The 26564-nt window shown below is 40.6% G+C and carries 24 protein-coding genes; 14 read left to right on the forward strand and 10 right to left on the reverse strand.

Annotated elements, in window-relative coordinates; translation table 11 throughout:
* Positions 1-14: 14 nt before the first annotated feature.
* Positions 15-692 (reverse strand): DUF2461 domain-containing protein, encoded by a 678-nt coding sequence (locus AACZ73_RS00985; RefSeq protein ID WP_339874607.1) that lies wholly within the window; start codon positions 690-692, stop codon positions 15-17.
* Between the two features lie 125 nt (positions 693-817).
* Positions 818-2113 carry a UDP-N-acetylmuramoyl-tripeptide--D-alanyl-D-alanine ligase gene (murF, locus tag AACZ73_RS00990; RefSeq protein WP_339876321.1) on the reverse strand — a complete coding sequence of 432 codons (1296 nt, stop codon included), beginning with the start codon at positions 2111-2113 and terminating at the stop codon, positions 818-820.
* 93 nt (positions 2114-2206) lie between these two features.
* On the opposite strand from murF, the gene AACZ73_RS00995 reads away from it, so the two are divergent.
* The 12 genes from AACZ73_RS00995 (at position 2207) to AACZ73_RS01050 (ending at position 17210) form a co-directional block, all read left to right on the forward strand.
* A complete protein-coding gene (locus AACZ73_RS00995; RefSeq protein WP_339874609.1) occupies positions 2207-4291 on the forward strand; it encodes an FG-GAP-like repeat-containing protein in 2085 nt (694 codons plus the stop codon).
* A gap of 61 nt (positions 4292-4352) precedes the next feature.
* On the forward strand, positions 4353-6056 hold the full coding sequence (locus tag AACZ73_RS01000; protein ID WP_339874611.1) for an amidohydrolase: 1704 nt from the start codon (positions 4353-4355) through the stop codon (positions 6054-6056).
* A gap of 232 nt (positions 6057-6288) precedes the next feature.
* Positions 6289-9222 (forward strand): prolyl oligopeptidase family serine peptidase, encoded by a 2934-nt coding sequence (locus AACZ73_RS01005; RefSeq protein WP_339874613.1) that lies wholly within the window; start codon positions 6289-6291, stop codon positions 9220-9222.
* A 145-nt stretch (positions 9223-9367) separates the two neighbouring features.
* Positions 9368-9949 carry a hypothetical protein gene (locus AACZ73_RS01010; protein ID WP_339874615.1) on the forward strand — a complete coding sequence of 194 codons (582 nt, stop codon included), beginning with the start codon at positions 9368-9370 and terminating at the stop codon, positions 9947-9949.
* A 119-nt stretch (positions 9950-10068) separates the two neighbouring features.
* The gene (locus AACZ73_RS01015) at positions 10069-11460 is read left to right on the forward strand and encodes a mercuric reductase (RefSeq protein WP_339874617.1); all 1392 of its coding nucleotides are present in this window, start codon (positions 10069-10071) and stop codon (positions 11458-11460) included.
* 3 nt (positions 11461-11463) lie between these two features.
* Positions 11464-12249 carry a hypothetical protein gene (locus tag AACZ73_RS01020; protein ID WP_339874619.1) on the forward strand — a complete coding sequence of 262 codons (786 nt, stop codon included), beginning with the start codon at positions 11464-11466 and terminating at the stop codon, positions 12247-12249.
* Positions 12250-12259: 10 nt separating this feature from the next.
* The gene (locus AACZ73_RS01025; RefSeq protein ID WP_339874621.1) at positions 12260-12811 is read left to right on the forward strand and encodes a lipocalin family protein; all 552 of its coding nucleotides are present in this window, start codon (positions 12260-12262) and stop codon (positions 12809-12811) included.
* 194 nt (positions 12812-13005) lie between these two features.
* Entirely contained in the window at positions 13006-13572 is a 567-nt protein-coding gene (locus tag AACZ73_RS01030) for an NfeD family protein (RefSeq protein WP_339874623.1), read from the forward strand.
* 12 nt (positions 13573-13584) lie between these two features.
* Positions 13585-15099: an SPFH domain-containing protein gene (locus tag AACZ73_RS01035; protein WP_339874625.1), complete on the forward strand. Its 1515-nt coding sequence runs from the start codon at positions 13585-13587 to the stop codon at positions 15097-15099.
* 62 nt (positions 15100-15161) lie between these two features.
* Positions 15162-15806, forward strand: a complete 645-nt coding sequence (gene upp, locus AACZ73_RS01040; RefSeq protein ID WP_339874627.1) for a uracil phosphoribosyltransferase — start codon at positions 15162-15164, stop codon at positions 15804-15806.
* Positions 15807-15813: 7 nt separating this feature from the next.
* Positions 15814-16752, forward strand: a complete 939-nt coding sequence (locus tag AACZ73_RS01045; protein WP_339874628.1) for a calcium/sodium antiporter — start codon at positions 15814-15816, stop codon at positions 16750-16752.
* Complete coding sequence (locus tag AACZ73_RS01050) at positions 16752-17210, forward strand: hypothetical protein (RefSeq protein WP_339874629.1); 459 nt, start codon at positions 16752-16754, stop codon at positions 17208-17210. Before AACZ73_RS01045 ends, AACZ73_RS01050 begins: the two co-directional genes overlap by 1 nt.
* Here the strand turns inward: AACZ73_RS01050 and sdaAA are convergent.
* Together sdaAA and AACZ73_RS01060 are read right to left on the reverse strand one after the other, a co-directional pair.
* Positions 17199-18107, reverse strand: coding sequence for an L-serine ammonia-lyase, iron-sulfur-dependent, subunit alpha (sdaAA, locus tag AACZ73_RS01055; RefSeq protein ID WP_339874630.1), 909 nt, complete (start codon positions 18105-18107; stop codon positions 17199-17201). The genes AACZ73_RS01050 and sdaAA overlap by 12 nt on opposite strands.
* A gap of 155 nt (positions 18108-18262) precedes the next feature.
* Positions 18263-18667 carry an OsmC family protein gene (locus AACZ73_RS01060; protein ID WP_339874632.1) on the reverse strand — a complete coding sequence of 135 codons (405 nt, stop codon included), beginning with the start codon at positions 18665-18667 and terminating at the stop codon, positions 18263-18265.
* 70 nt (positions 18668-18737) lie between these two features.
* Here AACZ73_RS01060 and AACZ73_RS01065 point away from each other — a divergent pair, with 70 nt between their 5' ends.
* Together AACZ73_RS01065 and lipA are read left to right on the forward strand one after the other, a co-directional pair.
* On the forward strand, positions 18738-19466 hold the full coding sequence (locus AACZ73_RS01065) for a hypothetical protein (protein WP_339874633.1): 729 nt from the start codon (positions 18738-18740) through the stop codon (positions 19464-19466).
* Between the two features lie 54 nt (positions 19467-19520).
* The gene (gene lipA / locus AACZ73_RS01070) at positions 19521-20399 is read left to right on the forward strand and encodes a lipoyl synthase (RefSeq protein WP_057938449.1); all 879 of its coding nucleotides are present in this window, start codon (positions 19521-19523) and stop codon (positions 20397-20399) included.
* A gap of 117 nt (positions 20400-20516) precedes the next feature.
* Here the strand turns inward: lipA and AACZ73_RS01075 are convergent, their stop codons facing one another.
* From AACZ73_RS01075 to nqrF, 6 genes are all read right to left on the reverse strand, one after another.
* The gene (locus AACZ73_RS01075) at positions 20517-21845 is read right to left on the reverse strand and encodes a pseudouridine synthase (protein ID WP_339874634.1); all 1329 of its coding nucleotides are present in this window, start codon (positions 21843-21845) and stop codon (positions 20517-20519) included.
* 127 nt (positions 21846-21972) lie between these two features.
* Complete coding sequence (gene murQ / locus AACZ73_RS01080; protein WP_339874636.1) at positions 21973-22788, reverse strand: N-acetylmuramic acid 6-phosphate etherase; 816 nt, start codon at positions 22786-22788, stop codon at positions 21973-21975.
* An 85-nt stretch (positions 22789-22873) separates the two neighbouring features.
* Complete coding sequence (locus AACZ73_RS01085; protein WP_339874637.1) at positions 22874-23716, reverse strand: ROK family protein; 843 nt, start codon at positions 23714-23716, stop codon at positions 22874-22876.
* Positions 23717-23944 (reverse strand): cytochrome b5 domain-containing protein, encoded by a 228-nt coding sequence (locus tag AACZ73_RS01090; protein WP_111613414.1) that lies wholly within the window; start codon positions 23942-23944, stop codon positions 23717-23719.
* Entirely contained in the window at positions 23944-25095 is a 1152-nt protein-coding gene (locus tag AACZ73_RS01095) for a formimidoylglutamase (RefSeq protein ID WP_339874638.1), read from the reverse strand. The genes AACZ73_RS01090 and AACZ73_RS01095 overlap by 1 nt, the downstream gene beginning before the upstream one ends.
* Positions 25096-25178: 83 nt before the next feature.
* Complete coding sequence (nqrF, locus tag AACZ73_RS01100; RefSeq protein ID WP_339874640.1) at positions 25179-26480, reverse strand: NADH:ubiquinone reductase (Na(+)-transporting) subunit F; 1302 nt, start codon at positions 26478-26480, stop codon at positions 25179-25181.
* Between the last annotated feature and the right edge of the window lie 84 nt (positions 26481-26564).

The following is a 26564-nucleotide window of genomic DNA, read 5'->3' on the forward strand; positions in this document are numbered from 1 at the left end:
CCAAACTCTAGGCTCTATAAAATTCCAGATCCATCTTCTATATCCTCGATCGCTTGAGCTAAAAACTCCTGAAGCGGTCTCATTATCTGAAAACCATCCAGAGCGATATTGATGAAGTTACCAGACTCAATATCCCGATCTGAGATTTTAGAAGAAACAGTAAAACTCTTCAATCTTAAGTATTCTATAAACTCATGATCAGCCTCGTAGTCGCGTGGGCTGGTTTTGAGTTTTTCACCTTCGATCTGGCCAAAAAGTGATTTGAAATCAGCATTATTTTCGATTTTGGTTAATTCTGACCCTGAATAATCGATTTCCTTTCTGATCTTTTTCAATGTCTCGGCTTGAGGCATCCATATTCCCCCTGCCATAAAGGAATTGTCTGGTTGAATCTGAAGGTAATATCCTGGACCTTCTGACTTCTTTCCTTTTGGAGAAAAATAGGCACCAAAATTAGTTTTGTACGGCATCTTATTGGCAGAAAAGCGTATGTCCCGATTTTGTCTGAAGACACAATCCTTAGGTTTGAACACCAAAAGTTCTGGCTCCCACTCCCCAATTCCTTTGAGCAAAACTGCCACATCTTCCAAAAATTCAGCTCTGGTTTCCTGATACCAATTTTTGTTGGCATCCATCCATTCTTTTGAGTTATGTTCTGCGAGGGCAGCAAGAAAAGGTAAGTAAGGGCGCATTCTTTTGTTTTTTGTAACTAATGAAATCTGAAAATTGTCGGAGTTTAGATACTGAAGTAAACTTTAATGAGGCAAAATTGATTTCAAAATGATTGAAAAAGAAAAATTAAGCTTCTCAAACCCCATCAAATAAAATCCACTAATCCCTCCAACTTCATCCCGCGGCTTCCCTTAATTAAAATTAGATAATCTTCCAATTTGCTATCCTGAAGCCAGTTTCTAAATGAAAAAGGATCTGGGAAGTACAATGCTTTTGGATACTTACCCAACGCTGAAACTATCAGCTGACCTGTAAAGCAGACCTTTTCAATTTCATATTCACTAATGATTTCACCTAGTCGAGCATGTTCAGATTCGGCATGCTCTCCCAATTCAAACATGTCGCCGAGGATTAGCATTTTATGCTTTTTACCGGTCATTTCACCGAACGTGCGAATTGCTACTTCCATGCTTGATGGATTAGCATTGTAGGCATCAAGTATGATCAAATTGCTGCGCTTCTCAATCAATTGGGAACGCATATTCGATGGCTTATATTCCACTATCCCTTGAACTGCTTTTTCCATCTCAACTCCGAAAAACTTCCCTACAGTCAGCGCAGTTGCGATATTCCCAAAATTATATGCCCCGATTAGCGAACTAAGGTAAACCTCTTCCGAACCTTCAACTGAAAACTTCACAAAAGGATTTGCCTCATGGAAAGTCACTTCACAGAAATCACCTTTCGCAGGATAAAGAATTGGGTTCTCAAATCTTTTCGAAAAATTGGACAAAATTGGATCCTGAGAATTGATGAATACCTCTCCGTCATTTGCTCTCAAAAACTGGAACAATTCCGTCTTCGTCTTGAGCACTCCTTCCGGGCCACCCATTCCTTCGAGATGAGCACGACCAATATTGGTAATCACTCCGTGGGTTGGCTCAGCTATTTCACAAAGCTCCGCAATATCACCCGGTTTGTTTGCGCCCATTTCCACGATCGCAATTTTATCTTCTTCATCAATAGCCAGCAAAGTCAAAGGCACTCCAATATGATTATTCAGATTCCCAACCGTTGCAGCCGTTTTAAACTTTCTGCTCAAAACCGCCTTCATTAGTTCCTTGCTAGTCGTTTTCCCATTTGAGCCAGTCAATCCGATGATTGGAATATCTAATTGCTTGCGATGATAGTTTGCCAAATTCTGCAACATCTGTAATCCGTCTTCTGCCAAAAAGTATCGCTCGTCATCCTCCACAAAATGCTTCACATCATCAATCACAACTACCGAAGCACCCATTTCCAAAGCCTTCGGAGCAAAAGCATTTGCATCGAAATTTGGCCCCTTGAGTGCAAAAAATATGTTGCCTTTTTCGATCTTTCGGGTGTCCGTACTGACTCCAGTACTTTTTTTGAAGAGGGTATATAAAATGGAAATATTCATCGTTTTCGAAGGAATTAATTCCCAAAATAAAGGAATCATTTACATCTTTGAAGAGAGACTCACGTATTAATTTGTCTTAGCTATCACCATTCTATGCGCCAAATCTGTATTTTTATTTTTTTGCTTAGCAGTATTCATCTAAATGCACAGGAAATTTTTAGAATAGATAAGCAGGCTGAAGTTGAAGTCAATGATGTTTTATTAACCTCGCCCTTTACAGGAGGAATCAATTCCGCTCAAATAGAAACCATTGATCTTACTGGTGATGGAATCGAAGAATGGGTTACCTGGGACATCAATTCCCGACAACTATTAGTATTCCGAAAAGAGGGTGAAAAATTCTTTCACCTGCCTGAATTGACTTATGCATTCCCAACTAATATCAGTGGATTTCTAATACTGGCAGATTTTGATGGAGATGGTAAAAAGGATCTATTTACCTCAACTGCTTTTGGAATAAAAGCCTATAAAAACACTTCCAACGGCAGCCAGATTTCTTGGGATGTTGCTCAAAACTTCCTGAAACTGGATGGCTCAGGCAACATACAAACCAATAATCTAGACACTCCACTGATTCAAGATTTGGATGGGGACGGAGATTTGGACTTGGTGATTTTCAATTTTGCCGGTGGCGATTACATGGAGTTTTACAAAAATACCAGTGTCGAGCGAAAACAATCAGCTGACATTGATGGCTTCGAATTTCCGCTTACTCACTGGGGAAATTTTGAATTTTGCGGTTGTGGGGATATTTCTTTCGGAAAGACTTGTGAAGGACAAGATTTGAATTCTCGGATACTTTCTGATGAAAACAGTAAAATCCTTCACGCTGGGGGACATTCTATTTTGTATCAGGATTTTGATGGAGACGGAATCGATGATCTAGTCTTGGGACGTGATGAGTGTAGCACCCTTTATTTCCTTCCAAATTCCGGAACGTCTTCCGAACCTATTTTCTCCAGTTTCACGAACAGCCTTCCTGGCTATGGGGACTTTCCTGAATTCCCACTTTTCCATATTGGCCAGCTAATCGAAGAAGATATAATCGTCAGTCTCAATACAAGTGAAGCATCCTCCAATTTCGGGATTGATTTTGCTAATTCTATCGTAAAAATTGACTCACAGGGAAATGCTGACTTTGAGTTCTTGCAAAATCAGATGATTGACTTGGGAGAAAATACCAAGCCTTTTCATATTGGATCCAGTGCAAACGGCAACTTAGTAATCATTTCAAATAGGATGAAAAACGGGGAAGTTATTGCCACAGAATCCATGTTTTCTCTGGAAAGCGAAAAGTTTATCTATGTTGATATTTTCAATGAGTCGCTTGAAAACCTAAAACTCGTTGATGCCCAAAAACTTTATTACAGGGATAAAGAAAACAGAGTTCACCAGCTGATCACAGGAATATCAAGACAAGGGAGCATCCCTATCCAACTACTTTTTGAGATAGAAAACTTGGAATATCAGCCTATTACACTAGATGGATATCAACCACAACGGGGAGATTATCTGCAGTTCTTCTATTACGATAATGAAGATCACATGCTTGTAGCTTCGCAAAATGGGAGCTTGGATTTGTATACTGTTGATTTTTCCAATAATACTGCAATCCTCTTGGAGTCAGATTTCTTAGGATTTGCTGACAATCCCGCCAATAGAAATCTAAGTGTTGCCGTAGTGCAAAAAACAAATCCTGACCTCTATGCTGTAGATCAAAATGGGGTAATGAGCAAAATCGAGGACTTTATGCAATCCGCTACCGTTTCGGAAGTTTTAATCCAAATCGGAGATCATTATTTCCCTACTCGCTTGGGAAGAAATACTTGGATTACCACTGTTGCAGAAACTTTCAAGGGTACCACCGATTTGATTTTGGGGACTCGGGCTGGGGGTTTGATCTACCTAACTTCCACAGCAGAATCCAATCCTAACGAAGACGAGTATCAAATCATAGTTTACCCCAATCCAAGTGATGGGCCAATCAAAGTAATAACGAATAAGAATTCCACAGGTACTTTGATCAATTCACTTGGACAAGAGTTACTTAGTGAGATCACTATTCCAGCCAACACTGAAGTGGAAATCCAAGCAAGTTTTTTAACTCCTGGACTATATATTCTGATCCTTGAATCTGAAGGCAAATTCAGAGAATCCCGCAAAATCTGGATACGCTAATTACAGGATTGGCTTTTTGGATTGTTTGAAATAAGGTAGTTTCGAATTGAACTTCAATTCAATGAAAAACATCTACATACTCGCAATCCTAGGGATATTCCTCATTTCGTGCTCCCCCGAAAAGGCTGAACCAGCCGATCTGATTTTTACAAACGGTATCATTTACACAGTCAATGAATCTCAACCCACAGCAGAAGCGGTGGCCGTAAAAGACGGGATGATACTGGCCGTGGGATCAGTCGAAGAAATAGAAAAGCACAAGTCTGACAATACAGAAGTGATCGATCTTCAGGGAGAAACCATGACTCCTGGCATCATCGAATCCCACGCACACTTGATGGGAATCGGCTATAATAAGCTGGAACTGGATCTTATGTACGTTAAAACATACGACGAGCTAGTCGAAAAAGTGGCTGAAGCTGTCGCCAAAGCCAAACCAGGAGACTGGATCACCGGCCGTGGCTGGCATCAGGACAAATGGATCGAGAAGCCAGAAAAAATGGTCAAAGGTTTCCAGACCAACGATCAGTTGAACGAAGTTTCTCCTGACAATCCCGTCTACCTTTCTCATGCAAGTGGACACGCAGCTTTTGCAAATGGCAAAGCGCTTGAGCTAGCTGGGATCAGCAACCTTAGTGGAGAAAGACCCGGAGAAATTGAAGGTGGGGAAGTTATTCTAGATGAGCTCGGAAATCCCACCGGAATTCTAGCTGAAAAAGCCGCAGGATTAGTCTCGAGGCTGATACCTGCTGAAACTCCCGAAAGAGCTGAACAAGCTTTGACTTTGGCGTTGAAAGAATTGAATGAAAAAGGAATCACCAGCTTCCATGATGCTGGAAGCGGACAAAACGTCATTGACCTAATACAAAAATTCAAAAACGAAGGCAAACTTACCGTCCGTCAGTATGTAATGCTAACTGGTACCCAGCCTGCGCTTTTGGATGAATGGTACAAAAAAGGTCCCATGATCGATAGTTCAGATCATATGTTAACGGTTCGATCTATCAAATTGAATTGTGATGGCGCTTTAGGATCCCGCGGAGCGTGGCTGTTGGAAGATTATGCCGATCGCCCGGGACATCGTGGCCATGAGACATTACCGATGTCAGTAGTCTCCGAAGTTTCTGAAAAAGCAATTCCAGCAGGGTTCCAAGTTTGTTCACATGCCATCGGCGACCGGGCAAATCAGGAAATTCTTGATCGTTATGAAGCTGCTTTTGCTAACCATCCTGATTCCAAAAAGCTTAGATTCCGCATAGAACATGCCCAGCATATACATCCGGATGACATCCCAAGATTCGGCGAGTTAGGTGTAATTGCCGCCATGCAGGCAATTCATCTCAGTTCGGATCGCCCTTGGGCAATTGACCGCTTAGGCGAAAAGCGCATTATCGACGGCGCGTATGTTTGGCAAAAACTAATGCAATCTGGAGCGGTGGTCACTAATGGAACTGATGCTCCCGTGGAACCAGTAGATCCTATTCCTTCTTTTTATGCTTCTGTTACTAGGAAGACTTTGCAGGGATTGCCAGAAGGTGGATATGAAGGAGATCAAAAGATGACTCGCCAACAAGCGTTGAAAGCTTACACGTTGGATGGAGCTTTCGCCGAATTCGAAGAAGATTTTAAAGGTTCAATTGAAGTAGGTAAAGTTGCTGATTTTACTGTTTTCGATAAAAACATTATGGAAGTGCCAGAGGATGAAATTTTGGAAGCTAAAGTAGCTATGACAGTTGTTGGAGGTAAAGTGGTATATAAGAAATAGAACACAGTTGTCAGTTGTCAGTTGTCAGTTGTCAGTTGTCAGTTAAGAAAATACGTAATTGAGATTTACCTAATTATGATTTTCAAAAAGTCTCACATCGGAAGATTTGGGACTTTTTGCTTTTCCAGAAACTCATACCTGGTTTTCTGGACAGTTTTTTAAAGCATTCCATCAATTCTACCACCTCGTTCTTTCAAAAAAACTTATTTTACACCCCTAAACAGAATTCACTATGCAAAAACTCTTTACCTTTTTCTGGCTTTTTTGCCTAACATGTAGCTTATCCATTGCGCAGGATACCGCTTCAAAACCAATGACTTGGAAGGATATTCCTATCTGGAAATACATGAATAGCGGAACCTTCAAAATATCTCCTGACGGAAAATGGGTGGCCTATGGAATGACTGCACTGGAAGCTGACGGAGAAGTGATACTTCAATATGTGAATGATCCAGACTCAACTCAGACATTTAAAATCGGATTTACCACCTACCCTTCCATTGAATTTAGTGAGGACAGCAAGTGGATCGCGTTTAAAGAATACCCGACTTTCAAGGAAAAGGAAGCCAATAAAAAATCTAAGGGAAAGCCACTTCATGACAAGCTTACCTTAATGAAGCTGGGTTCAACTGATAAGGAAGACAAGAAGACTTTTGAAAACGTAAGTAATTTCTCGTTCAATGGAGAAGCTGCCACTCACTTGGTTGTGAATTTGACCAAAGATGGTGGCGGAGACGCAAAAGGCTCAGATCTTTTGATTTACCATCTAAACAGCAAAAAATCCCAAAATCTGGGAAATGTAGCTGAATTCTCATTCAACATAAGTGGAAACTACCTAGCCTATACGGTAGATGCAGCCAACCAATCCGGCAATGGTATTTACTTGCTAAATATGTCTAATAACAGCACCACTGTACTTGATTCGGATGCTGCTTCTTACAAATCCCTGAATTGGACAGAGAAAGGCGATGCTTTTGCAGCGCTAAAAATGGTCAAAGACAAAAAGTATAAGCAAGACCAGGGAAAATTAGTGGGCGTAAAAAACCTAAGCAGTCCTCAAGTGACAGTATATGATCCTGTTAAAGACTCGATTGGATTTTCAAAATATAATACCATCAGCCCAAACCGCCGTCCAATGTGGTCAGAGGATTTGACCAGAATTTTCTATGGCATTCACCCCTTGGTGTTAGCAAAGAAAGAGGAAGTAAAAAAGGAATTGGATAAAGACTCAGTGAAGCTGGCAGAGTCTGAAGCTATGAAAAGAATCATGGCTGATACCTCCATGAACTCAATTGCTGATTTGAAGAAAGCTCTTTCGAAGTTGGACTCTGGAAAGGTAAGTCCAAAGGAAAAAGATGCTGACAAACCGGATATGACTATTTGGCACTGGAATGATAGCCGCCTTCAATCCCGTCAACAAGTATTGGAAAACCAGGATAAGAACTACAGCCTCTACGCTATGTACGATGTGGCTACAGGAAAGCACATTCAGCTTCAGGATAGCACCATGCGGGATTTAAGTATTCTTGATAAACAGAAATATGCGATTGGTTCTGACAATCAGTCCTATGAATTGCAAAGCAATCTGGATGGCCAGAATTATCGTGACTTCTACATTGTGGATCTAAAGACTGGTGAGAAAAAGACGCTGTTTAGCAACTTTTACTTACCTGGCTATTCCTCTTACCCTCGCAGTTCCCCAGATGGCACAAAGTTGATATATGGCAACGATGGCCACTTTTACAGCTATGATATTGCATCAGGTGAGGAAATGAACTTGACGGAAAGTTTGCCTGTGAACTTTGTAGATGTCGAAGATGATCACAATGTTAAAAAGCCTCTAAATGGGTCACTTGGTTGGAGTAGCGATAGTCAATATGTATTGCTCAACGACGGTTGGGATATTTGGCAAGTACCTGTAAATGGTAAAGGTAAAGCCGTTAATTTAACCCAAAACGGAAGACAAGAAAAGATCAGATATCAATACCGTTTTTCTCTAGACCCAGATGAAAAAGGTATAGATCTAAATAAGCCATTGTACGTCCATGCCTACGGTGAGTGGACTAAAAAAAGTGGTATTTCTGTAATTAACCCTTCGAAAAAAGGGCTTGTACCAGGAGCAAAAGTCTTAATCTGGGAAGATGCTAGCGTAGGGTCTTTGCAAAAAGCAGAGCTAGCTGAAGTTTACTTCTTCAACAAAGAAAAGTTCAATGAGCCAGATCAGATTTATGTGACTGACGCTTCGCTTTCTTCTCCAACAAAGATCACTGAAAACGCTCCTGATGCAGGGAATTATGCTTGGTCAGCTGGAACAAGGCTGGTTGATTATGTATCTGATAAAGGAGATACGCTTCAGGGAGCACTTTTCCTTCCAGCGAATTATGTGGAGGGTCAAAAATACCCTACCCTAGTTTATTACTACGAAAAACTATCCCAAACGAGGCACAATTGGGTAAATCCTGGGTACAGCGGAACTGGCTGGAATCCGAATGTGTACACCAGTAATGGCTTTGCCGTATTTATCCCAGACATCGTTTACACAATGGATGATCCAGGAATGTCTGCGGTTTGGTGTGTGATTCCAGGAGTGAAAGCTGCCATTGAAACTGGTGTGATTGATGAAGACAACATCGGTATTCATGGTCACTCATGGGGTGGCTATCAGACGGCATTCCTGATTACCCAGACGAATATGTTTAAAGCAGCAGCAGCTGGTGCTCCACTGACAAATATGATTTCCATGTACGATCTCATCTACTGGAATTCCGGTGGAGGAAATATGTCGATCTTCGAAGCCTCACAAGGAAGATTTACCGGAGGGCCTTGGGAAAATTGGGAGGCATACGAGAGAAATAGTCCAGTATATCATGTGAAGAATGTAACTACGCCACTTTTGATGCTTCACAATGATAAAGATGGCGCAGTGGATTTCACTCAGGGAATTGAGTATTACTCTGCTTTAAGAAGATTGAAAAAGCCAGTTATTTTGGTTCAATACAAAGGAGAAAATCACGGGTTGGGCAAACTTGAGAATAGAAAAGATTATTCAGTGCGTATGATGGAATTTTTCGACCATCATCTAAAAGGAGCAGAAGCCCCGGAATGGATGTCCAAAGGAATTGATAAAATCGATCTGGACGAACATTTGAAAGAGAGAGCATTTTAATTTGAGAGGAGCTATAAAAAGCTCCTCTTTTTTTCAACTCACTGGCCATCCCTACAAAACCCACTCTTATCATCAAAAGGTTGGGGAATCATTTCACTTTCCCTTTCTTTAAAGCTCCATTCGCACTAGCGACCCTAAAGGACCCATGCAAGAATCCACCAAAGAAAAGAGCATCAACTCAGAATTTGATTTTGCGAAGCTAAACTCCATCTGCTATCAAGACACAGACCCCAATTATCATGAGCATCTGGAGACTTATATCTATGACCAGGATTTCGATACGGTCTGGGATAGTTATGTGAATATTTCACCTGAAAAGGCTTGGAGTGGAAGAATGATTCATTTTCATCAATTGTACTCCAGACAAACTGGTGAAGAGGTTTTTCCAGGTCAAGTCTACACAGGCGGAATGGGTGAAGGACAAGTTCTAATTTTGAATTTACATGTCTTTAATGGAGCCATAAAACTCCAAGTCGGCCATGAAGTCATGGAAATTGACAAAAAGAAAAAGCTGATAAGAATCTGTTATCTCGAAAACTCTAAGTCTGAAGGTTCCCAATTTATCCGTTTCACTTCTCTTCCGAATGGAAAAACAGAAGTTTCCCACAAAACATTCTACCGCAGCGGCTCATGGTTTAGAGACAAAATTATCTATCCTTATTTCCACACCAAAGCAATAAATGAATTCCATAGCAACGTGCGCAATTGGGTAATTTCAAGAATTTAAATTCAAAGTTTTATTTACTTTTAGCGATGGATTTTTGATTGGTCAGACTACTTTTTTCTTTGGCTTTCTGTTTGTAACTTTTAAAGAAATGAAGTTCATCCACCAAAATTTTTTTGAACATGTTAGAAGACAGAGTAGAAACTTTTGATGCGATAATAGTTGGATCTGGTCAAGCTGGAAATCCTCTTGCATTAGCCCTCGCTAAGCAAAAATGGAAAGTAGCAATAGTAGAAAAAGGGGCCTTGGGTGGGACATGCGTAAATACAGGCTGTACTCCTACAAAGGCTTATGTAGCAAGTGCAAGGGCAGCTTGGGCAATTTCAAACGCTCCTAATCTGGGAATTGATGTTCCCAAATCGCCCAAAGTAAGTTTAAAAGCTATCAAAAAAAGAAAAGACAAACTCGTCAATGAGTCTAGATTAGGATTAAGGAAATCGCTGGCAGATTCTCCTCAAGTTTCTATGATAAGAGGCACTGCAACTTTCTTGGACAAAACCCGACTTAAAGTAGGTTCGAGAATTCTAAAATCTTATAAGATTTTCTTAAATGTGGGTGCCAGAGCCGGAGTTCCCGAGGGGTTTGAGGAAGTAGACTATCTTACCAATAGCTCAATACTTCAATTGGACAAAATTCCTGATCATTTGGTGATCGTGGGAGGAAGTTACATTGGTTTGGAGTTTGCACAAATATTCAAGCGCTTAGGTTCAAAAGTGACGATTTTAGAAATGGGTGCTAATTTGATTTCCAAAGAAGATAAGGATACCTCAGAAATCGTCAGGGCAATTCTCGAAAATGAAGGGATAAAAATTATCTGCGGGGCAAAGTGCCTGAAGGGAAAAAACAAGAAGTCTGGCGGTGTTACTGTTACTTTTCACAAAGATGATAACGACAAACAAGTCAGCGGATCTCATTTGCTAATCGCAACAGGTAGAATCCCAAATTCTGACCTCTTAAAGGTGGGAAAAGCCAATTTAGAAATAAATGAAAAGGGCTACATAGAAGTGAATTCCAAATTGGAAACGAACATCGAAGGAATATATGCTCTAGGTGACTGTAACGGTAAAGGAGCTTTTACCCATACTTCCTACAATGATTATGAAATCATGGAGGATCAATTATTCGGAGAAAAAAAGAGAACGCTGGATGATAGAATTATCAACTATGCTTTGTACATAGACCCACCACTGGGACGGGCAGGTATGACACTGGCACAAGCAAAGAAAAGTGGAAAGAAATTAATGTTTGCCAGAATGCCTATGAGTGAAATTTCCCGAGCTAAAGAAAAAGGAGAAACACAGGGAAAGATGGAAGTTATCGTGGACGCAGATTCAGATCAAATTCTCGGAGCTGCTGTTTTGGGCACAGGTGGCGATGAAATCATAGGAACATTTCTAACTGCTATGTACGCTAAATTGAGTTATAAAAAATTGATGAAATCTGTACAGACTCATCCTACGGTGACTGAACTCATACCCACACTGCTGCAGCAATTGAAACCTGTCGAAGACTGATCCATGCAAAAGTCACATAAAATTTATGCTATACTGAATATGATCGTTCTTATCGCGATCATTTTTTGGAATTATTGGGTCAATGCAAAAGGTCTCAATGGCAATACTATGAGTTCACTAAGTGCCGAATACGAAAACTTATTTACACCAGCCGGATATGCATTTTCGATCTGGGGTATGATTTTCCTGGCTCTTTTTGCTCAGGCAATTTTCTTCATTTCACGGGCATTCAGCCTGGAGAAAGATTCAGATTTTCTTTCTCAAGTCGGGCCTTATCTAATCATGGCAAATATCGGAAATGGGGTATGGGTCTATATGTGGCTAATGGAGCATACTGGCATCAGTGTCATCGTAATGTTAGGAATATTAGCCAGCTTGGTCATCACCATCCTTAATACAAATATGGAAAAGTGGGATGCCCCTCGCCCAATCATTTTCTGGCTTTGGTGGCCAATTGCACTCTACAGCGGTTGGATCGCTGTGGCTACGATAGCAAATGTAGCCGCTTACCTGGCTAAATCTGCCTGGACTGGAGGTATTCCTGAAGAAACTTGGGCAATAGCCATGATCATAATAGCCGTTATCCTTAACCTATTTATGATAGTCACTAGAAACTTGAGAGAATTTGCTTCAGTGGGAGTTTGGGCATTGATTGCAATTTCCATAAGGCATTGGGGCAATATCCCAAATCTGCAATGGACAGCACTCTTCGGAGCGATAGTGCTTTTCATTGCCGTAAGTGCACATGCATATAAAAATCGGGCAACAGCTCCATTTAAATTTAACTAAACCAACTATCATGAGAACGCTTAATAAATCTGAGAAAATCGCCATAGCCATACCCATTTTGGCGGCAGCTGGGCTAGTTTTATTATCACATAGTTCAGAAGCAAAAGAGCTGGAGACGGTTCACTATGTTGATCTCGAAAAATATGCCGGTGAATGGTATGAAATAGCATCATTTCCACAATCATTCCAGAAAGGATGTACTGCTACAAAAGCTACTTATTCCGCGAATGAAGATGGTACAATCAAGGTGGTTAACAGTTGCAATCTCCCAGAAAAAGGAAAAATTAAGACGTCAACTGCTAAGGCATTTGTTGAAGATGGATCTGGAAATGCCAAGCTTAATGTACAATTCTTCTGGCCTTTTAAAGGAAAATATTGGATCATAGACCTGGCTAAAGACTATTCTTATTCTGTAGTAGGCCATCCAAATCGGAAATATCTGTGGATTCTCTCCCGAAATCCAAAGATGGATGAAAATCTTTACAATCAGATTTTGGAAAGAGTAGCCGAAAAGGGATTTGACATTAGCAAGCTCGAGAAAACTCTGCAATACGAAGAGTAAACAATAAGAAATCCCAAGATTCATGCTCTTGGGATTTTTCACTTTAAGCTATTTATAAATTATAGCTACATACTATGAGGTTTGTCGCCAATGATTGAAGATCAAACAGCATATTTATTTCAAAATAAAAATATAGTAATTGAAGTTTTTTAGATATTTTGAGCCAGCCAAAGTGGGCTATAACTCGAAATAACATGGAATTTTTAGATGGACTGGATCCACAACTCAAACTTTTCTGGTACATCGCCGTACCAGTGTCACTGATTTTTTTGCTTCAGACAATTCTCACTTTTGTGGGATCTGGAGGCTCGGATGGGTTGGAAGCTGATTTCGATGGAGACTTGGACGGAGGAGATGCTCCGTTCCAGATGTTTTCACTAAGAAATCTTATCAATTTCTTACTTGGTTTTAGTTGGACCGGAATTTCTTTCTACAATATCATTTCAAACACCACTTTACTTATATTCGTCAGCTTAGCTGTAGGCTTTGCCTTTGTATATTCCTTTTTTCTCATCATCAGGCAGATCCAAAAACTTGGAGAAGATAATACGTTTCGCCTAGAAAAAACACTGGACAAGATAGCAGATGTTTACCTTGCTATCCCTGGCAGAATGCAGGGCAAAGGAAAAATCATGGTAAGCCTGAACGGTTCTGTACGGGAAATTGACGCGATGACCGAGCAAGACAAAATTGAAACAAACGCCACCGTAAAAATTAAGCGTGTAGAAAGTGGCAATATCCTCATCGTAGAAAAGCTTTAACCTAATTCTTTTATGGATCCTTTAATTCTCATCGTCGTCGCGACGATTGTCACTTTTGTAACCATTCTGGCACTTGTCTCTCGATACAAGCGTTGCCCATCTGATAAAATTCTAGTCGTGTACGGTAAAACAGGTGGCACATCTGCTCGATGTATTCATGGCGGAGGAGCTTTTATCTGGCCGGTAATTCAGGATTATGCTTACTTGGACCTGAAACCAATATCTATTGAAACAAATCTCACAAATGCACTAAGCCGTCAAAACATTCGTGTTGACGTTCCATGTCGCTTTACAATTGCTATTTCCACTGATACGGACACGATGAATACTGCCGCCGAACGTTTGCTGGGCTTGGCACACGAGCAGATTCAGGAGCTTTCGAAAGACATACTTTTTGGTCAGTTGCGTTTAGTGATTGCCACTATGACTATAGAGGAGATCAACTCTGATCGGGATAAATTTCTGGAAAGCATTTCTAAGAACGTAGATAGTGAACTGAAAAAAATAGGCCTTAAACTGATAAATGTTAACGTAACGGATATCAAGGATGAATCAGGATATATTGAAGCACTAGGGAAAGAAGCTGCTGCAAAAGCGATCAACGAGGCAAAAATATCTGTAGCTGAGCAAGAAAAAATAGGAGAAACCGGAAAGGCGCTCGCAGATAGGGAAAAAGATGTTCAGATAGCTGAGACGCATCGGGACCGTGACGTAAAAATCGCTGTCACCAATAAAGACCGGGAAGTTAGTATTGCCTCAGCACTTAAAGATGAGAGCATTGGAAAGGCAGAAGCACAACGGGACACACGTGTGAAAACCTCCGAAGCAAACGCTATCGCAATCAAAGGTGAAAACGAAGCTAAAATTTCCATTGCGCAGTCTGATGCGCAAAGAAGAGAAAAAGAAGCCGAGGCCTTAAGAATAGCATTGGCATCTGAAAAAGTCCAGAGTGCAAGAGCACTGGAAGAAGCATATTTAGCTGAGCAAAAAGCTGAGACAGCCAGAGCAGATAGAGAACGCTCCACTCAAAATGCGAACATTGTCATACCTGCAGAAATAGCTAAACAACGAGCAATCATCGAAGCCCAAGCAGAGGCTGAACGAATCAGGGAACAGGCAAAAGGTGAAGCAGATGCCATTTTTGCAAAAATGGATGCAGAAGCTAGAGGCCTTTACGAAATTTTGACAAAGCAGGCAGAAGGTTATCGGGAAGTAGTAAGCGCTGCCGGAGGAGACCCTACCAAAGCGTTCCAATTGCTCTTAATTGAGAAATTGCCGGAATTAGTTAAAACTCAAGTGGAGGCGGTGAAAAACATCAAAATCGATAAGATTACTGTTTGGGATTCTGGCCAAGGCGAAAATGGCAATGGCTCCACAGCTAATTTTGTTTCAGGAATGATGAAGACTGTTCCACCACTAAATGAACTGTTTAACATGGCTGGCTTGAACCTTCCCACATATTTGAAAGGAGAGGATTTAATTGAACCCACTAAAACTAAAGATAGCCCAGCGGCAGGAAAAGAGTAAACTTTTACATCACACTTCAGACCCGGTTCCAAAGAGCCGGGTTTTTATTTTATCTTCGCAACATGTTTGTTTTATCTGATACACCTTCTCTAGCCAACCGCTTTCTCAGAGAAATGAGAGACATCCGTATTCAGAATGATAGAATGCGCTTTAGAAGAAATTTGGAACGCATGGGTGAAATAATGGCCTATGAAATTTCCAAATCTTTTCAATATTCCTTAGAGGTAATAGAAACCCCGCTTACTTCCACATCAACTTTAACTCAAACTGAGCAGCCGGTAATCATCTCAGTAATGCGGGCTTCGTTGCCTTTTTACACGGGTATGTTGAATTATTTTGATCAGGCTGAAAGTGGCTTTATTGGTGCTTTTCGGGATGAAAGTGAATCAGGTGAAATCTCAGTGCAGCTCGGTTATCATGCTAGTCCCAGCGTGGAAGGAAGAGTAATTATTTTGGCTGACCCTATGTTGGCTACCGGTAAATCACTTGTAGAATCAATTCAGACAATACTTTTACATGGCACCCCAAAACACATTCATATTGCTGCCGTGATCGCAGCACCCGAGGGTATTCAAAATCTAAAAGACAGTATCTCTTTTTCCTATTCACTCTGGCTGGGAGCCATAGATGATAAATTAAATGACCAATCCTACATCGTTCCAGGACTAGGTGATGCTGGGGATCTTGCATTTGGTTCAAAACTCTAATCCATACATGCTGCCATATTTTCTATTATTTCTTGGTTTGATCATTCTCCTTTACGGAGGGAAAATTCTGGTAGATGGCGCATCTGCAATGGCTGTAAAGCTGGGAATGAGTGCAGGACTGATCGGTATGACTGTAGTGGCTTTTGGTACCTCAGCTCCGGAATTACTAGTGAGCGTAAATGCAGCTTTAAAAGGAAACAGCGACATATCTATCGGAAATGTCATCGGTTCCAATATTGCCAATATTGGTCTTGTTCTTGGAATCAGTGGCATTTTTTATCCAATCCTGATTAAGAAAAGTCACATTCGATTTGACTATCTGGTCACTCTTCTAGTATCTGTACTTTTTTATGGCTTGAGCTATAATGGTCTCATCGGGTTTTGGGAAGGAATCTTGCTGTTTACACTGTTCATTGGATTCAACATCTATCTTTTCAAAAGCCCTTCATCCGACTTAGTCGATAATACAGAAGTAGAAGAGGAAATCGAGCAGGTGAAGAATTATTCTTGGTTTGCAGCTATCGGATTATTTCTGGGAGGAGTATTGGGACTATATTTCGGATCCGAACTATTAGTGACAAATGCTGTGAAAATCTCGAGAGAGTTTGGAGTTTCTGAGAGAATAATCGGTGTGACTATAATAGCTATTGGCACTAGTCTGCCAGAATTAATCACTTCAATTATAGCAGCCCTATCCAAGCGTACAGATTTGGCGCTAGGAAATATTCTTGGAAGTAATATTATGAATATCCTTTCCATAATTGGGCTCACAGCCATAATTATGCCGATTGGGGTATCTCAGGAATTTATTAATTCTGATTTCTTATGGATGATTGGAATTACGCTGTTCTTATTCGTGTTGATGCGTACGAAGATGAGAGTTTCAAAAGTTGAAGGTTCTCTACTTTTGTTGAGCTACTTCGCTTATTTGTACTTTCTGCTATGATGGAAAATATTCTAACCTTCCTGGGAATTTATTTTCTATGTTGGTTCAAATTTCTTGCTGGTCCCGTCTTAGGCTCTGCTGCAGGATATAGCGTACTGGAAAATGTGTTGGTGACTATAGCGGGTATGATGACCAGCGTTTTGATTTTCACCCTTTTAGGAACAAAGATTAAAGAGCTTTTTCAGGGAAATTTTGCTTCCAAACCCAAACTTATTTTCTCAAAAAAGAACAGAAAAATAGTACACCTTTGGAAAAGATATGGAGAAATAGGCATCGCTTTTATTACTCCTCTTTTACTTACTCCAATAGGAGGCACATTGATAATGGTTTCTTTTGGTGTCAAAAAAAGACACATTTATTTGCACATGTTTTGGAGTGCCTGCCTTTGGGCTGTAGTGTTAAGCTTAAGTATTGATCAGATTTTAGAGGTGCCATTTGTTCAGAATTTATTCATCTAGCTCCTCATCAGGAAGGATTTCAATATCCTTAATAAGAACCCGCTCGGCTATCGCCTGACCAGTCAAAGTAGCAGCTAATCCCCCCATAGCAGTCTCTTTATATCTGCTTTCCATAGAAGCTCCTACTTCCCCCATTGCCTCAACGCATTCATCTACTGGAATCACTCCACTTACATTTGAAAGAGCTATTTGAGCCGAACTAAAAGAAATTGCCGCTGCACTGGCATTTCGTACCACACAAGGAACTTCTACTAATCCTGCCACAGGATCACAGACCAAGCCCAACATGCATTGAATGGTGACTGCCACTGCATTGAAAATTTGATCTGTATTTCCACCCAGACAATAAACGATTGCACCAGCAGCCATTGCTGCCGCAGAACCTGTTTCTGCCTGACAGCCGCCAACTGCTCCGGCCAAACTTGCTTTCTCTTCAATAATCAACGCGATCCCGGCTCCCACTAAGAGTCCTTCCACGATCTGTTCATCACTCATGCCATGAATTTCCTGAAGAGTTACCAAGGTTCCCGGTAAGATTCCACTTGCTCCTGCAGTCGGAGCAGCCACTACTCTACCCATACAGGAATTAACCTCTTTTGCAGCTAGTGCTCTTGAAATCAACTTTTGAAACTCTGGAGATAGAACTGATAAAGGGTTATTGAAAACTTTTTTGGCGCCGTTATTTATCATTCCGGATCTGGAAGTCATTTCTTCTTCCAAACCAGTTTTGACAGCGTCCTTCATCACAGCATAAGCTTGGAGAAGCCCAGCTTTTATCTTATTTGCTTCACCATTTTTCTGATCAACTTCATACTCAATCACAGATTCTGGCAATGTTAAGTTCTTTTCTTCGCAGTAACTTTTCCAGTCCTTGAAAGATTCAAATAAATAGCTCATGATTTGGGTAGGTTTATATTCGTAAATGGCATTGAAAATTATGGTTGAACACCTTATTTCTAATGATTATTAAGTTTGAATGCTAGCAAGGAGTCAGACTATCTTCTTTTAATAGTTTAGCATATCCTATAGCATTGTTGATTCTTGCGTTTCAATTAAAAATTAAATGTTAAGGTTTGCTTAATCTCCGGATCAAGGCTCAAGGCAACCGGACAAGTCTTAGCTGCATTTTTGAGTTTTTGAATCATAGTGGCATCAGCTATGGGATTTTCCCAATGGAAATCGACTATGATTTCACTAATTTTCCGAGGGGAAGCCTGCATAATTTTGGTCACCTCCCACGTTAGTCCTTCCAGAGAAACAGAATCACGATTAGCTACTATTCCCATGATAGTGATCATGCAACTTCCTAAAGCGCTAGATACCAGATCTGTCGGAGAGAAAGCTTCACCTTTACCATTATTATCAACTGGGGCATCAGTCAGGATTTGTACTCCTGATTGAAGATGCTCAGATTCTGTTCTCAAATTCCCTAAATATGAACTTTTTATAGTGGGCATAAACTCTTAAATTTAAAATCAGTTAAAATACTAATACCCAAAAATAGGGCTATATTTTCGACCAACTCGAATGAACAAGCTGAAATTCATCTTACCTCTTCTTTTACTTTCCTTTTCCATTGATTCTTTTGCTCAAAGAGAAGACATGGGTAACTACGAATACGATAAGGAATATATGTTTGGCTTAAATAAAAACACGAATGGGGGATTGATTGGTGGTTTTGCTTTTAAAGCCGGTACTCGGATTGACGAAACCCAGTTTAGTTTTTGGGCTCTGGAGTTTTCCAATGTAAAAAACCCGAAAGAGACCCGTTATAATACCGTTTTGGGTAACAGCTACATCTTTGGAAAGTCTAACTACCTCTATTCTATCAGACCGCAATACGGTAGAGAAATTATACTTTTCAAAAAAGCTCCAAACCAAGGAGTTCAGGTTTCTGCCTTAGCTGCTATTGGACCTTCCTTTGGATTAATCGCTCCATATTATATAGAGTATGCGCTCAACCGGGTCGAAACAGTACGAGAGCAATATGATCCGGAAATTCACCAAAGCAGATTTAATATCTTGGGAACTGGTCGTCTTTTTGAAGGTATTGGACAATCAGAGTTTGCATTTGGGGGGAATTTAAAAGCTGCACTATCATTTGAATTTGGAGTTTTTCGCTCAAATGCTACAGGTTTGGAACTTGGATATATGCTGGAGGGTTTTACCAAAGAAATTCCTCTGATACCCACTACAGAAAATCGTCAGTTGTTCCAATCAGCATACTTCACTTTTTTCTACGGGTTCAGAAAATAAGTCAACTTGGGTTTTGCCCTAGCCTGACGTACCTTTGTATCAAATCAGAAACCAATGATCGAATTACCTGTCATTTCCGAAGAGGCAACCCGAAGAAAGAAGCCAGATTGGCTTAGAGTAAAACTTCCTGTAGGAAAAGAATATGCCAAAGTACGTAAGCTAGTAGATGAGCATAAGCTCCATACTATCTGCGAAAGCGGCAATTGCCCAAACATGGGCGAATGCTGGGGAGCCGGTACCGCTACCTTTATGATTTTAGGAAATGTGTGTACACGCTCGTGTTCATTTTGCGCTGTAGCAACTGGCAGACCGCCGGAATATGATACAGACGAACCTAGACGAGTAGCGGAAGCGATCAAGCTAATGGGCGTAAAGCATGCTGTTTTGACTTCTGTGAACCGTGATGAATTAAAAGACAAGGGAGCCGAAATCTGGTATCAGACAGTGATTCAGACGAAAGAGCTTTCACCATCCACTACAATTGAAACTCTTATACCAGACGTAAAATCAAACTGGGATGCGTTGTATAGAATGATTTCTGGTGGCCAGGAAGTTGTTTCTCATAATATGGAAACAGTGGAGAGTCTCTATAGGAGAGTTCGCCCTCAGGCAAAATACGCTCGCTCTCTCGAGCAAACTAAATTGACCAAAGAGTATGGTAAAAGGACTAAAACCGGTATCATGTTAGGCTTGGGAGAGAAAAAAGAGGAAGTGTTCAAAGCCATGGACGATCTAGCAGAGCACGGTTGCGATATCCTAACACTAGGACAATACCTTCAACCAACTAAGATGCATATCGAAGTTGCTGAATTTATACATCCTGACCTTTTCGCCGAGTATAGAGAAGAAGGATTGGCAAGAGGATTGAAATATGTAGAATCAGGACCTCTGGTGAGATCATCTTATCACGCAGAGAGACATGTGAATGTCTAATTATCCTCAGAAGTTTTAAAAACAGAGATAACCAATCTTCAAATTAGTTACCTATCATAGTGCTTTCAACTTAAGAGATAAACATAAAAAAAGCTCCCATTCGGGAGCTTTTTACTTTTATATAAAGAACTTCAGTCGAATCACTTCCTGCTCAGAAAGGAAACGATAGTGTCCCCGCTTCAAATCTTTTTTATCCAATCCTGCATAGACCACACGATCTAGCGCAGTGACTTCATATCCGAGATGGGCAAAGATTCTACGGACGATTCTGTTTCTTCCTATGTGAATCTCCAAACCCAGAATGGTTCTATCCAAAGAAAGCACCTGCATATCATCGACATTAGCTTTACCATCTTCCAGCGTCAAACCTTCAATGATCGCTTCCTCGTCTTTTTTCGTAAGAGGCTTATCCAAGGTTACTTGGTAAATCTTTTTTATCTCATTGGAAGGATGAGAAAGCTTAGCAGCCAATTCACCGTCATTGGTAAATAAAAGAAGTCCTGTGGTATTTCTATCCAATCGACCTACAGGGAAAATTCGCTCTTCGCATGCATTTCCTACGAGGTTCATCACTGTCTTGCGATCCATTGGATCATCAGTTGTCGTTATAAAGTCCTTAGGTTTGTTCAAAAGCACATAAACGGGCTTTTCTGGATTGATCTTTCTCCCCTGATATACTACGCGATCCGTCTTCTTTACTTTCCGACCTAGCTCAGTACAAACCTCACCGTTCAAAGTTACCAAGCCCTGGCTAATCAATGAATCAGCTTCTCTTCGGCTACAGATTCCGGAATTGGCAATGTACTTATTCAGACGAATGAGATTATCTTCACTCTCCATCTTCTTCTTTTTCTGAGGAAGGGAGTCAAAGTTGTAATCTGGACGATCTACATTAGTATCTTGATCTACAAATCGCTTCTTACCAAAACCTTTAGAATCTTTTTTATCTGATTTGTACGTCGGTCTGCCTTCGGCAAAAACTGGCTTTTGATCTTTACCTCTGCCTTTATAAATAAGCCCTCCAGGTTTTTGAGAGCTGTCTGGTTTACCAGGTTTAGAATCTCTATTGTAAGGTTTTGGAGCTTCTGAATCTTCTTTTTTTGCAAAAAACTGCTTCTTACCTGCCCCAAATTCTTTCTTTTCAGAGAAGTCAGATCCTCGATCTTTTTTTGTACCAAAATTAGATTTAGACCCAAATTTCTTCTCTCCTAGAGTTTTGAAGCCTGATTTTTTATTTGTTCTTGGCTTTTTGTTGAAATCAGAAAAGTCATCTTCACTTTTGCTAAATGGCTTCTTTCCTGAGCCTTCCTTTGAAAATCCTGAATCCTTGGATTTTTTAAATCCTTCAGATTTTCCTTTATAACCTGCTCGTTGCCCTGAGTTTGAAGAGTTGGAATCTTTTTTCCCTTCGCCAAAAAATGGCTTTTTTGAATTATTATCTTTCATAGAATTGCAGCATCACTGCTGGATTGATTGTGAAAATTAAGCACCTGGAAACCAATCGCTTAATCGGGCTGCAAAGATACGATCTATCTAGACATTTCTAACCATCTCTTCAAAAAATTATAGATGGCTAGTTCTTCAGCTGTTGGTAGAAATACTCCGTGGCCTTTCGCACAGAGCCCTCACTGAGCAATAACTCTTTCGCTTTCTCCTCATCTACTCCTGTAGCTTCCATGATCATTTTGGTGCCACGCTGCACTAACTTCGTATTGGAAAGCTGCATATCCACCATTTTATTGCCTTTCACTTTCCCCAGCTTGATCATCACCGTGGTGGAGATCATATTAAGAATAAGCTTCTGAGCCGTACCGGATTTCATTCGCGTACTTCCTGTGATAAATTCCGGGCCCACCACTGCTTCTATCGGGTAATTGACTTCTTTTGAAAGTGGAGAATCCGGATTACAAGTAATGCTCCCAGTTAAAAGTCCTTTGCTTCGCGCAGTTTTAACTCCACCAATAACATAAGGAGTAGTTCCAGACGCCGCAATTCCGATCACAGTATCATTGACATTAAATCCATATCCTAATATATCATTCCAAGCTTGTTCAGGATCATCTTCTGCATTCTCAACAGCCTTTCGAATGGCTTTATCACCACCAGCAATTATCCCTAATACCATATCGAATGGCACTCCATAGGTAGGCGGACATTCGGAAGCATCCAATACGCCAAGTCTGCCACTAGTTCCAGCACCGATGTAAATCAATCGACCACCCTTTTGCATTCTAGGGACAATGTCATCCACCAAAGCACTAATTTGGGGTATTACTTTTTCCACTGCCTCAGCTACTTTTTTATCTTCTTTGTTAATATTCTGAAGAAGGGATAGTACATCCATCTGTTCCAGATTGTCATACAGAGATGTGCTTTCAGTTACTTTCATAAGTTTATAATTTGGCTTTCAGAGGCTATACGAATCATGCATTTAGGCATTACTTTGATATATTAAGTATGATTAAAGCTGGATTTCATAAGCTCTCTTGATGGTAAAGTGTCAAGCCAGCGATAGGGCTTTCAATGATTAAATTTACCTTGATCTGCATATCTGAAGCAGCTTTACGAAGAATATCAGAGTTGTAATAAGCAATTGATCCTACGAAATTCGCAGGTTTGTTCGTATAATCTGCATACTTCACTACATGTTGCTTGAAGAAATCCTGAAAGGAATTGTAATAAAGCATATAGCAATACGGGGTAGACTTATGTTCTGTAATAAACCTACAAAAACTGGCCATGTACCGGTTAGGAAAGGGCTTCTGGTAGACATGTTCTTGGATCACCGTATTTGTAAGATGAAAGTTATCGATGAGCTCTCTTTTGATCTCAGCTGGCATTTCATCATTTATAAAATCCTTCAAAAGCTTTCTCCCTACATATCCTCCCCCACCTTCGTCACCAAATATATAACCTGGCGCAGGACGTGAATCTATGATCTGAACCCCGTCATAATCGCAACTATTCGAACCAGTACCTAAAATACAAGCTATCCCAGGTTGGTGGCCACAAGTGGCCTTTGCAGCAGCGGCCAGATCATGATCAATCGTAATTTTAGCTCTTGGAAATACTGTCCTTAAAGCTGATGATACTTCATTTTTTCTGTCAGGACTCGAGCAACCTGCGCCATAGAAATATATTTCTTCTATTTCAGGTTCCAGATTAATCAGAAAGTCATCTTTCATTTGAATAGCCATTTCTTCGGAGGTTTGATAATAAGGATTAAACCCTATTCCCCGATGCTGACTAATTCGACGGTCAGAATAAATTACCCTCCAGTCCGTTTTGCTGGATCCACTATCTGCGATTAAAATCATTTATGCTAATTGCCCAATGGCTTGAAATTTCTCAAATACTTTTTCCGTATGTGGTGCGTCTGGCAATTCCTCTGTCAAATCCTGACCAGCCCAATGCTCGTAATGCATTCCTTTTTTCCAAAGTCTAGAACTACTTACATCATAAATCACTCCTTGGAACGCCACCCAAATTTCAGGTTTATCCTGTCCATTTCGAAGTGCCAATTGTTGCTTGGTGTAGATCTTCATCACAGCAACTTGATTTGAGCATTGATCCAACGCTCAGGTATTTCTCCCTTTTGAGCCATCTGATAGTCCGCATAGCTACAAGGAACGGTGCTCACTCTATCAAACTTCTCTGTTTCATTATGTGGAATCTCCATCCACCATTTTCCACTTCTTTTACTTTTATAGAAAACCAAGGTACTTGGCTTTGTATCCAAAGAAACCGTGTATTTAGTATAATCACTGCTTTTGAATGAAAGGCTGTCCTTACGGGAATAAAACCCTTCCAGAAAATACCAAATCATCACCGAAACTACTTTGGCAGTCTTGTTTGCAGCATCATCATAATACGGTTCGTAGCCATAAATTCCGATTGAACTCAACTTCTCATTTGTCCCAGCAAACCAGCAAATCTGGCAAGCTTCCTCTGCTGTCAAACCAAATGGCTCAGCATTTACAGCTCCCGGAGCATCGGCGGACTGGATTGCACACAAGTCAAAACTCAATAAATCAGCATTTCGGATCAAAGGTTCTACTTCCTTGAATTCGCTTCTCAATTCGCCCAGACGGACATGCTCGAAATAAAGCTTTTCCACTACATTGATCAAAGATGGATCTACTAAGAAACTTTGATACGCTAAATGAGCAGATGAAAACAGAAAATTAGGCTGGTGGAGAATGATTTCCTGTGTATGCTGATCTGCTAGAGGTCCATCTTCTTCCATGTCCAATTTGGCATCCACAGTTAATAGACTAACCAGCTTTTTCATTCTCTGGTAGGATAAATACTGCCCATAATCCAAATCGTGCGAACCTCCAAAGTAGATTGGTAGAATCTGATGCTTCATTAGGTAGTCTCCTACTTCCTGCATTCTTTGATAGGTGTCACTTAATTTCTCTCCAGAAATCAAATCTCCCAGATCAGCTACTCTGTAAGCTCCAAATCCTTTTTTCAATTCATACAGCTTCTCCCGAATCTCACTACTCCCTCTATCAGCACTTTCAATTTTGGCAAGTCCGCGATTTTCTTTGATCCCAACCAAAGCAATTTGTACTCCTTTGAGGTCCGGAAATTCCTCTCCGAAAAAGTGGATTTGTTTAAAAAATGAATTGTTTTGATATTTTTTCTGCCAAAGGTATTCGGCTACTGGGTCAAAATAAGATTGGATATTCATAAAGGGTGATAGTCTAAAGTAAAAATAATCAAAAAAGGCTCTTAAATAAAAAATCCCGCAGAAGCGGGATCTTTTGTTTTTGATTAACCTCCGAAGTCATCAAATCGGATGTTTTCCTGAGGAATTCCCAGATCATCTAGCAACTTCAATACTGCTGAGTTCATCAAAGGAGGTCCACATAGGTAGTATTCTACCTCATCTGGCTCAGGGTGATTCTTCAGATAATTATCATATAGTACTTGGTGGATGAAACCTACGTAACCGTCGCCTTCATCTTCCGGAGTTTTCTTAATTTTCCAATTGTCTTCTGGAAGAGGCTCAGATAGACCGATGTTAAATTGGAAGTTCGGGAAGTCTTTCTCTATATCTCTAAATTGAGGAACATAGAAAAGCTCTTTCTTAGATCTACCACCGTACCAGTAAGATACTTTTCTGCTAGTCTTCTCAGTATGGAAAAGGTGGAAAATCTGCGCTCTCAATGGAGCCATACCTGCACCACCACCGATGTATATCATCTCACGTTGTGTTGGATTGATATGGAATTCTCCGTAAGGACCAGAAATAGTGACCTTATCACCAGGAACTCTAGAGAATACATACGAAGAACAAACGCCAGGATTCACATCCATCCATTTGTTGTTCGCTCTGTCCCAAGGTGGAGTTGCAATACGTATAGTAAGCATCACAATGTTACCTTCAGCTGGGTGATTAGCCATGGAGTAAGCTCTGAAAAGCTCCTCGTCATTTTTCATGGTCAAATCCCAAAGTCCGAACTTATCCCAATCACTTTGGTAAACGTCTGCTGGGTGACCTAAATCAGGATGAGGAGTAATATCCATTCCTTTAAAGTTCACCGTGATAATTGGAACATCAATTTGAATATATCCACCAGCTTCAAACTCAAGAGTTTCACCTTCAGGAAGTTTCACTTTGAATTCCTTGATGAAAGTAGAAACGTTGTAGTTGGAGATAACCTCACACTCCCACTTCTTAATACCAAAGATCTCTTCTGGTACTCTGATCTTCATGTCATTTTTCACCTTCACCTGACAGGCTAGACGAACGTTACTTTGCTGCTCTGCTCTGCTCAAGTGACCTACTTCGGTAGGGAGAACCTCTCCTCCACCTTCTTCGACCACACATTTACACATAGCGCAAGTTCCGCCACCACCGCATGCGGATGGAAGGAAGATTTTTTGGCCCCCAAGTGTAGAAAGCAGGGTTGTACCAGCTGCTGTCACGATTGGGGAACTAGTGTCACCATTGATTACAATGTTGACATCACCTGAATTGACCAGTTTAGACTGAGCAAAGAGGAGAATAAATACCAGTAGCAGTATAATTACTGTAAAAGCTACGATGGATGTGATAATTACTGAACCCATGAAATTTTGGTTTAATTTTTCTTATGGATTGGCCCAATACGGGAGCACAAATATATTTATTAATCACTAAAAGAGACCAAATCG

It is taken from the genome of uncultured Algoriphagus sp. (assembly GCF_963974835.1).
Lineage (GTDB): Bacteria > Bacteroidota > Bacteroidia > Cytophagales > Cyclobacteriaceae > Algoriphagus.

Bases quoted from the DNA above. Each gene is read 5' to 3' on its own strand.
- murQ (WP_339874636.1), bottom strand. From the start codon at position 22,788: ATGAAAGTAACTGAAAGCACATCTCTGTATGACAATCTGGAACAGATG.
- AACZ73_RS01095 (WP_339874638.1), bottom strand. From the start codon at position 25,095: ATGAATATCCAATCTTATTTTGACCCAGTAGCCGAATACCTTTGGCAG.
- sdaAA (WP_339874630.1), bottom strand. From the start codon at position 18,107: ATGAGCTATTTATTTGAATCTTTCAAGGACTGGAAAAGTTACTGCGAA.
- AACZ73_RS00995 (WP_339874609.1), top strand. From the start codon at position 2,207: ATGCGCCAAATCTGTATTTTTATTTTTTTGCTTAGCAGTATTCATCTA.
- AACZ73_RS01010 (WP_339874615.1), top strand. From the start codon at position 9,368: ATGCAAGAATCCACCAAAGAAAAGAGCATCAACTCAGAATTTGATTTT.
- AACZ73_RS01085 (WP_339874637.1), bottom strand. From the start codon at position 23,716: ATGATTTTAATCGCAGATAGTGGATCCAGCAAAACGGACTGGAGGGTA.
- AACZ73_RS00985 (WP_339874607.1), bottom strand. From the start codon at position 692: ATGCGCCCTTACTTACCTTTTCTTGCTGCCCTCGCAGAACATAACTCA.
- AACZ73_RS01030 (WP_339874623.1), top strand. From the start codon at position 13,006: ATGGAATTTTTAGATGGACTGGATCCACAACTCAAACTTTTCTGGTAC.
- murF (WP_339876321.1), bottom strand. From the start codon at position 2,113: ATGAATATTTCCATTTTATATACCCTCTTCAAAAAAAGTACTGGAGTC.
- nqrF (WP_339874640.1), bottom strand. From the start codon at position 26,480: ATGGGTTCAGTAATTATCACATCCATCGTAGCTTTTACAGTAATTATA.
- AACZ73_RS01060 (WP_339874632.1), bottom strand. From the start codon at position 18,667: ATGCCCACTATAAAAAGTTCATATTTAGGGAATTTGAGAACAGAATCT.
- AACZ73_RS01065 (WP_339874633.1), top strand. From the start codon at position 18,738: ATGAACAAGCTGAAATTCATCTTACCTCTTCTTTTACTTTCCTTTTCC.
- AACZ73_RS01015 (WP_339874617.1), top strand. From the start codon at position 10,069: ATGTTAGAAGACAGAGTAGAAACTTTTGATGCGATAATAGTTGGATCT.
- AACZ73_RS01035 (WP_339874625.1), top strand. From the start codon at position 13,585: ATGGATCCTTTAATTCTCATCGTCGTCGCGACGATTGTCACTTTTGTA.
- upp (WP_339874627.1), top strand. From the start codon at position 15,162: ATGTTTGTTTTATCTGATACACCTTCTCTAGCCAACCGCTTTCTCAGA.
- AACZ73_RS01045 (WP_339874628.1), top strand. From the start codon at position 15,814: ATGCTGCCATATTTTCTATTATTTCTTGGTTTGATCATTCTCCTTTAC.
- AACZ73_RS01025 (WP_339874621.1), top strand. From the start codon at position 12,260: ATGAGAACGCTTAATAAATCTGAGAAAATCGCCATAGCCATACCCATT.
- AACZ73_RS01075 (WP_339874634.1), bottom strand. From the start codon at position 21,845: ATGAAAGATAATAATTCAAAAAAGCCATTTTTTGGCGAAGGGAAAAAA.
- AACZ73_RS01000 (WP_339874611.1), top strand. From the start codon at position 4,353: ATGAAAAACATCTACATACTCGCAATCCTAGGGATATTCCTCATTTCG.
- AACZ73_RS01050 (WP_339874629.1), top strand. From the start codon at position 16,752: ATGGAAAATATTCTAACCTTCCTGGGAATTTATTTTCTATGTTGGTTC.
- lipA (WP_057938449.1), top strand. From the start codon at position 19,521: ATGATCGAATTACCTGTCATTTCCGAAGAGGCAACCCGAAGAAAGAAG.
- AACZ73_RS01090 (WP_111613414.1), bottom strand. From the start codon at position 23,944: ATGAAGATCTACACCAAGCAACAATTGGCACTTCGAAATGGACAGGAT.
- AACZ73_RS01020 (WP_339874619.1), top strand. From the start codon at position 11,464: ATGCAAAAGTCACATAAAATTTATGCTATACTGAATATGATCGTTCTT.
- AACZ73_RS01005 (WP_339874613.1), top strand. From the start codon at position 6,289: ATGCAAAAACTCTTTACCTTTTTCTGGCTTTTTTGCCTAACATGTAGC.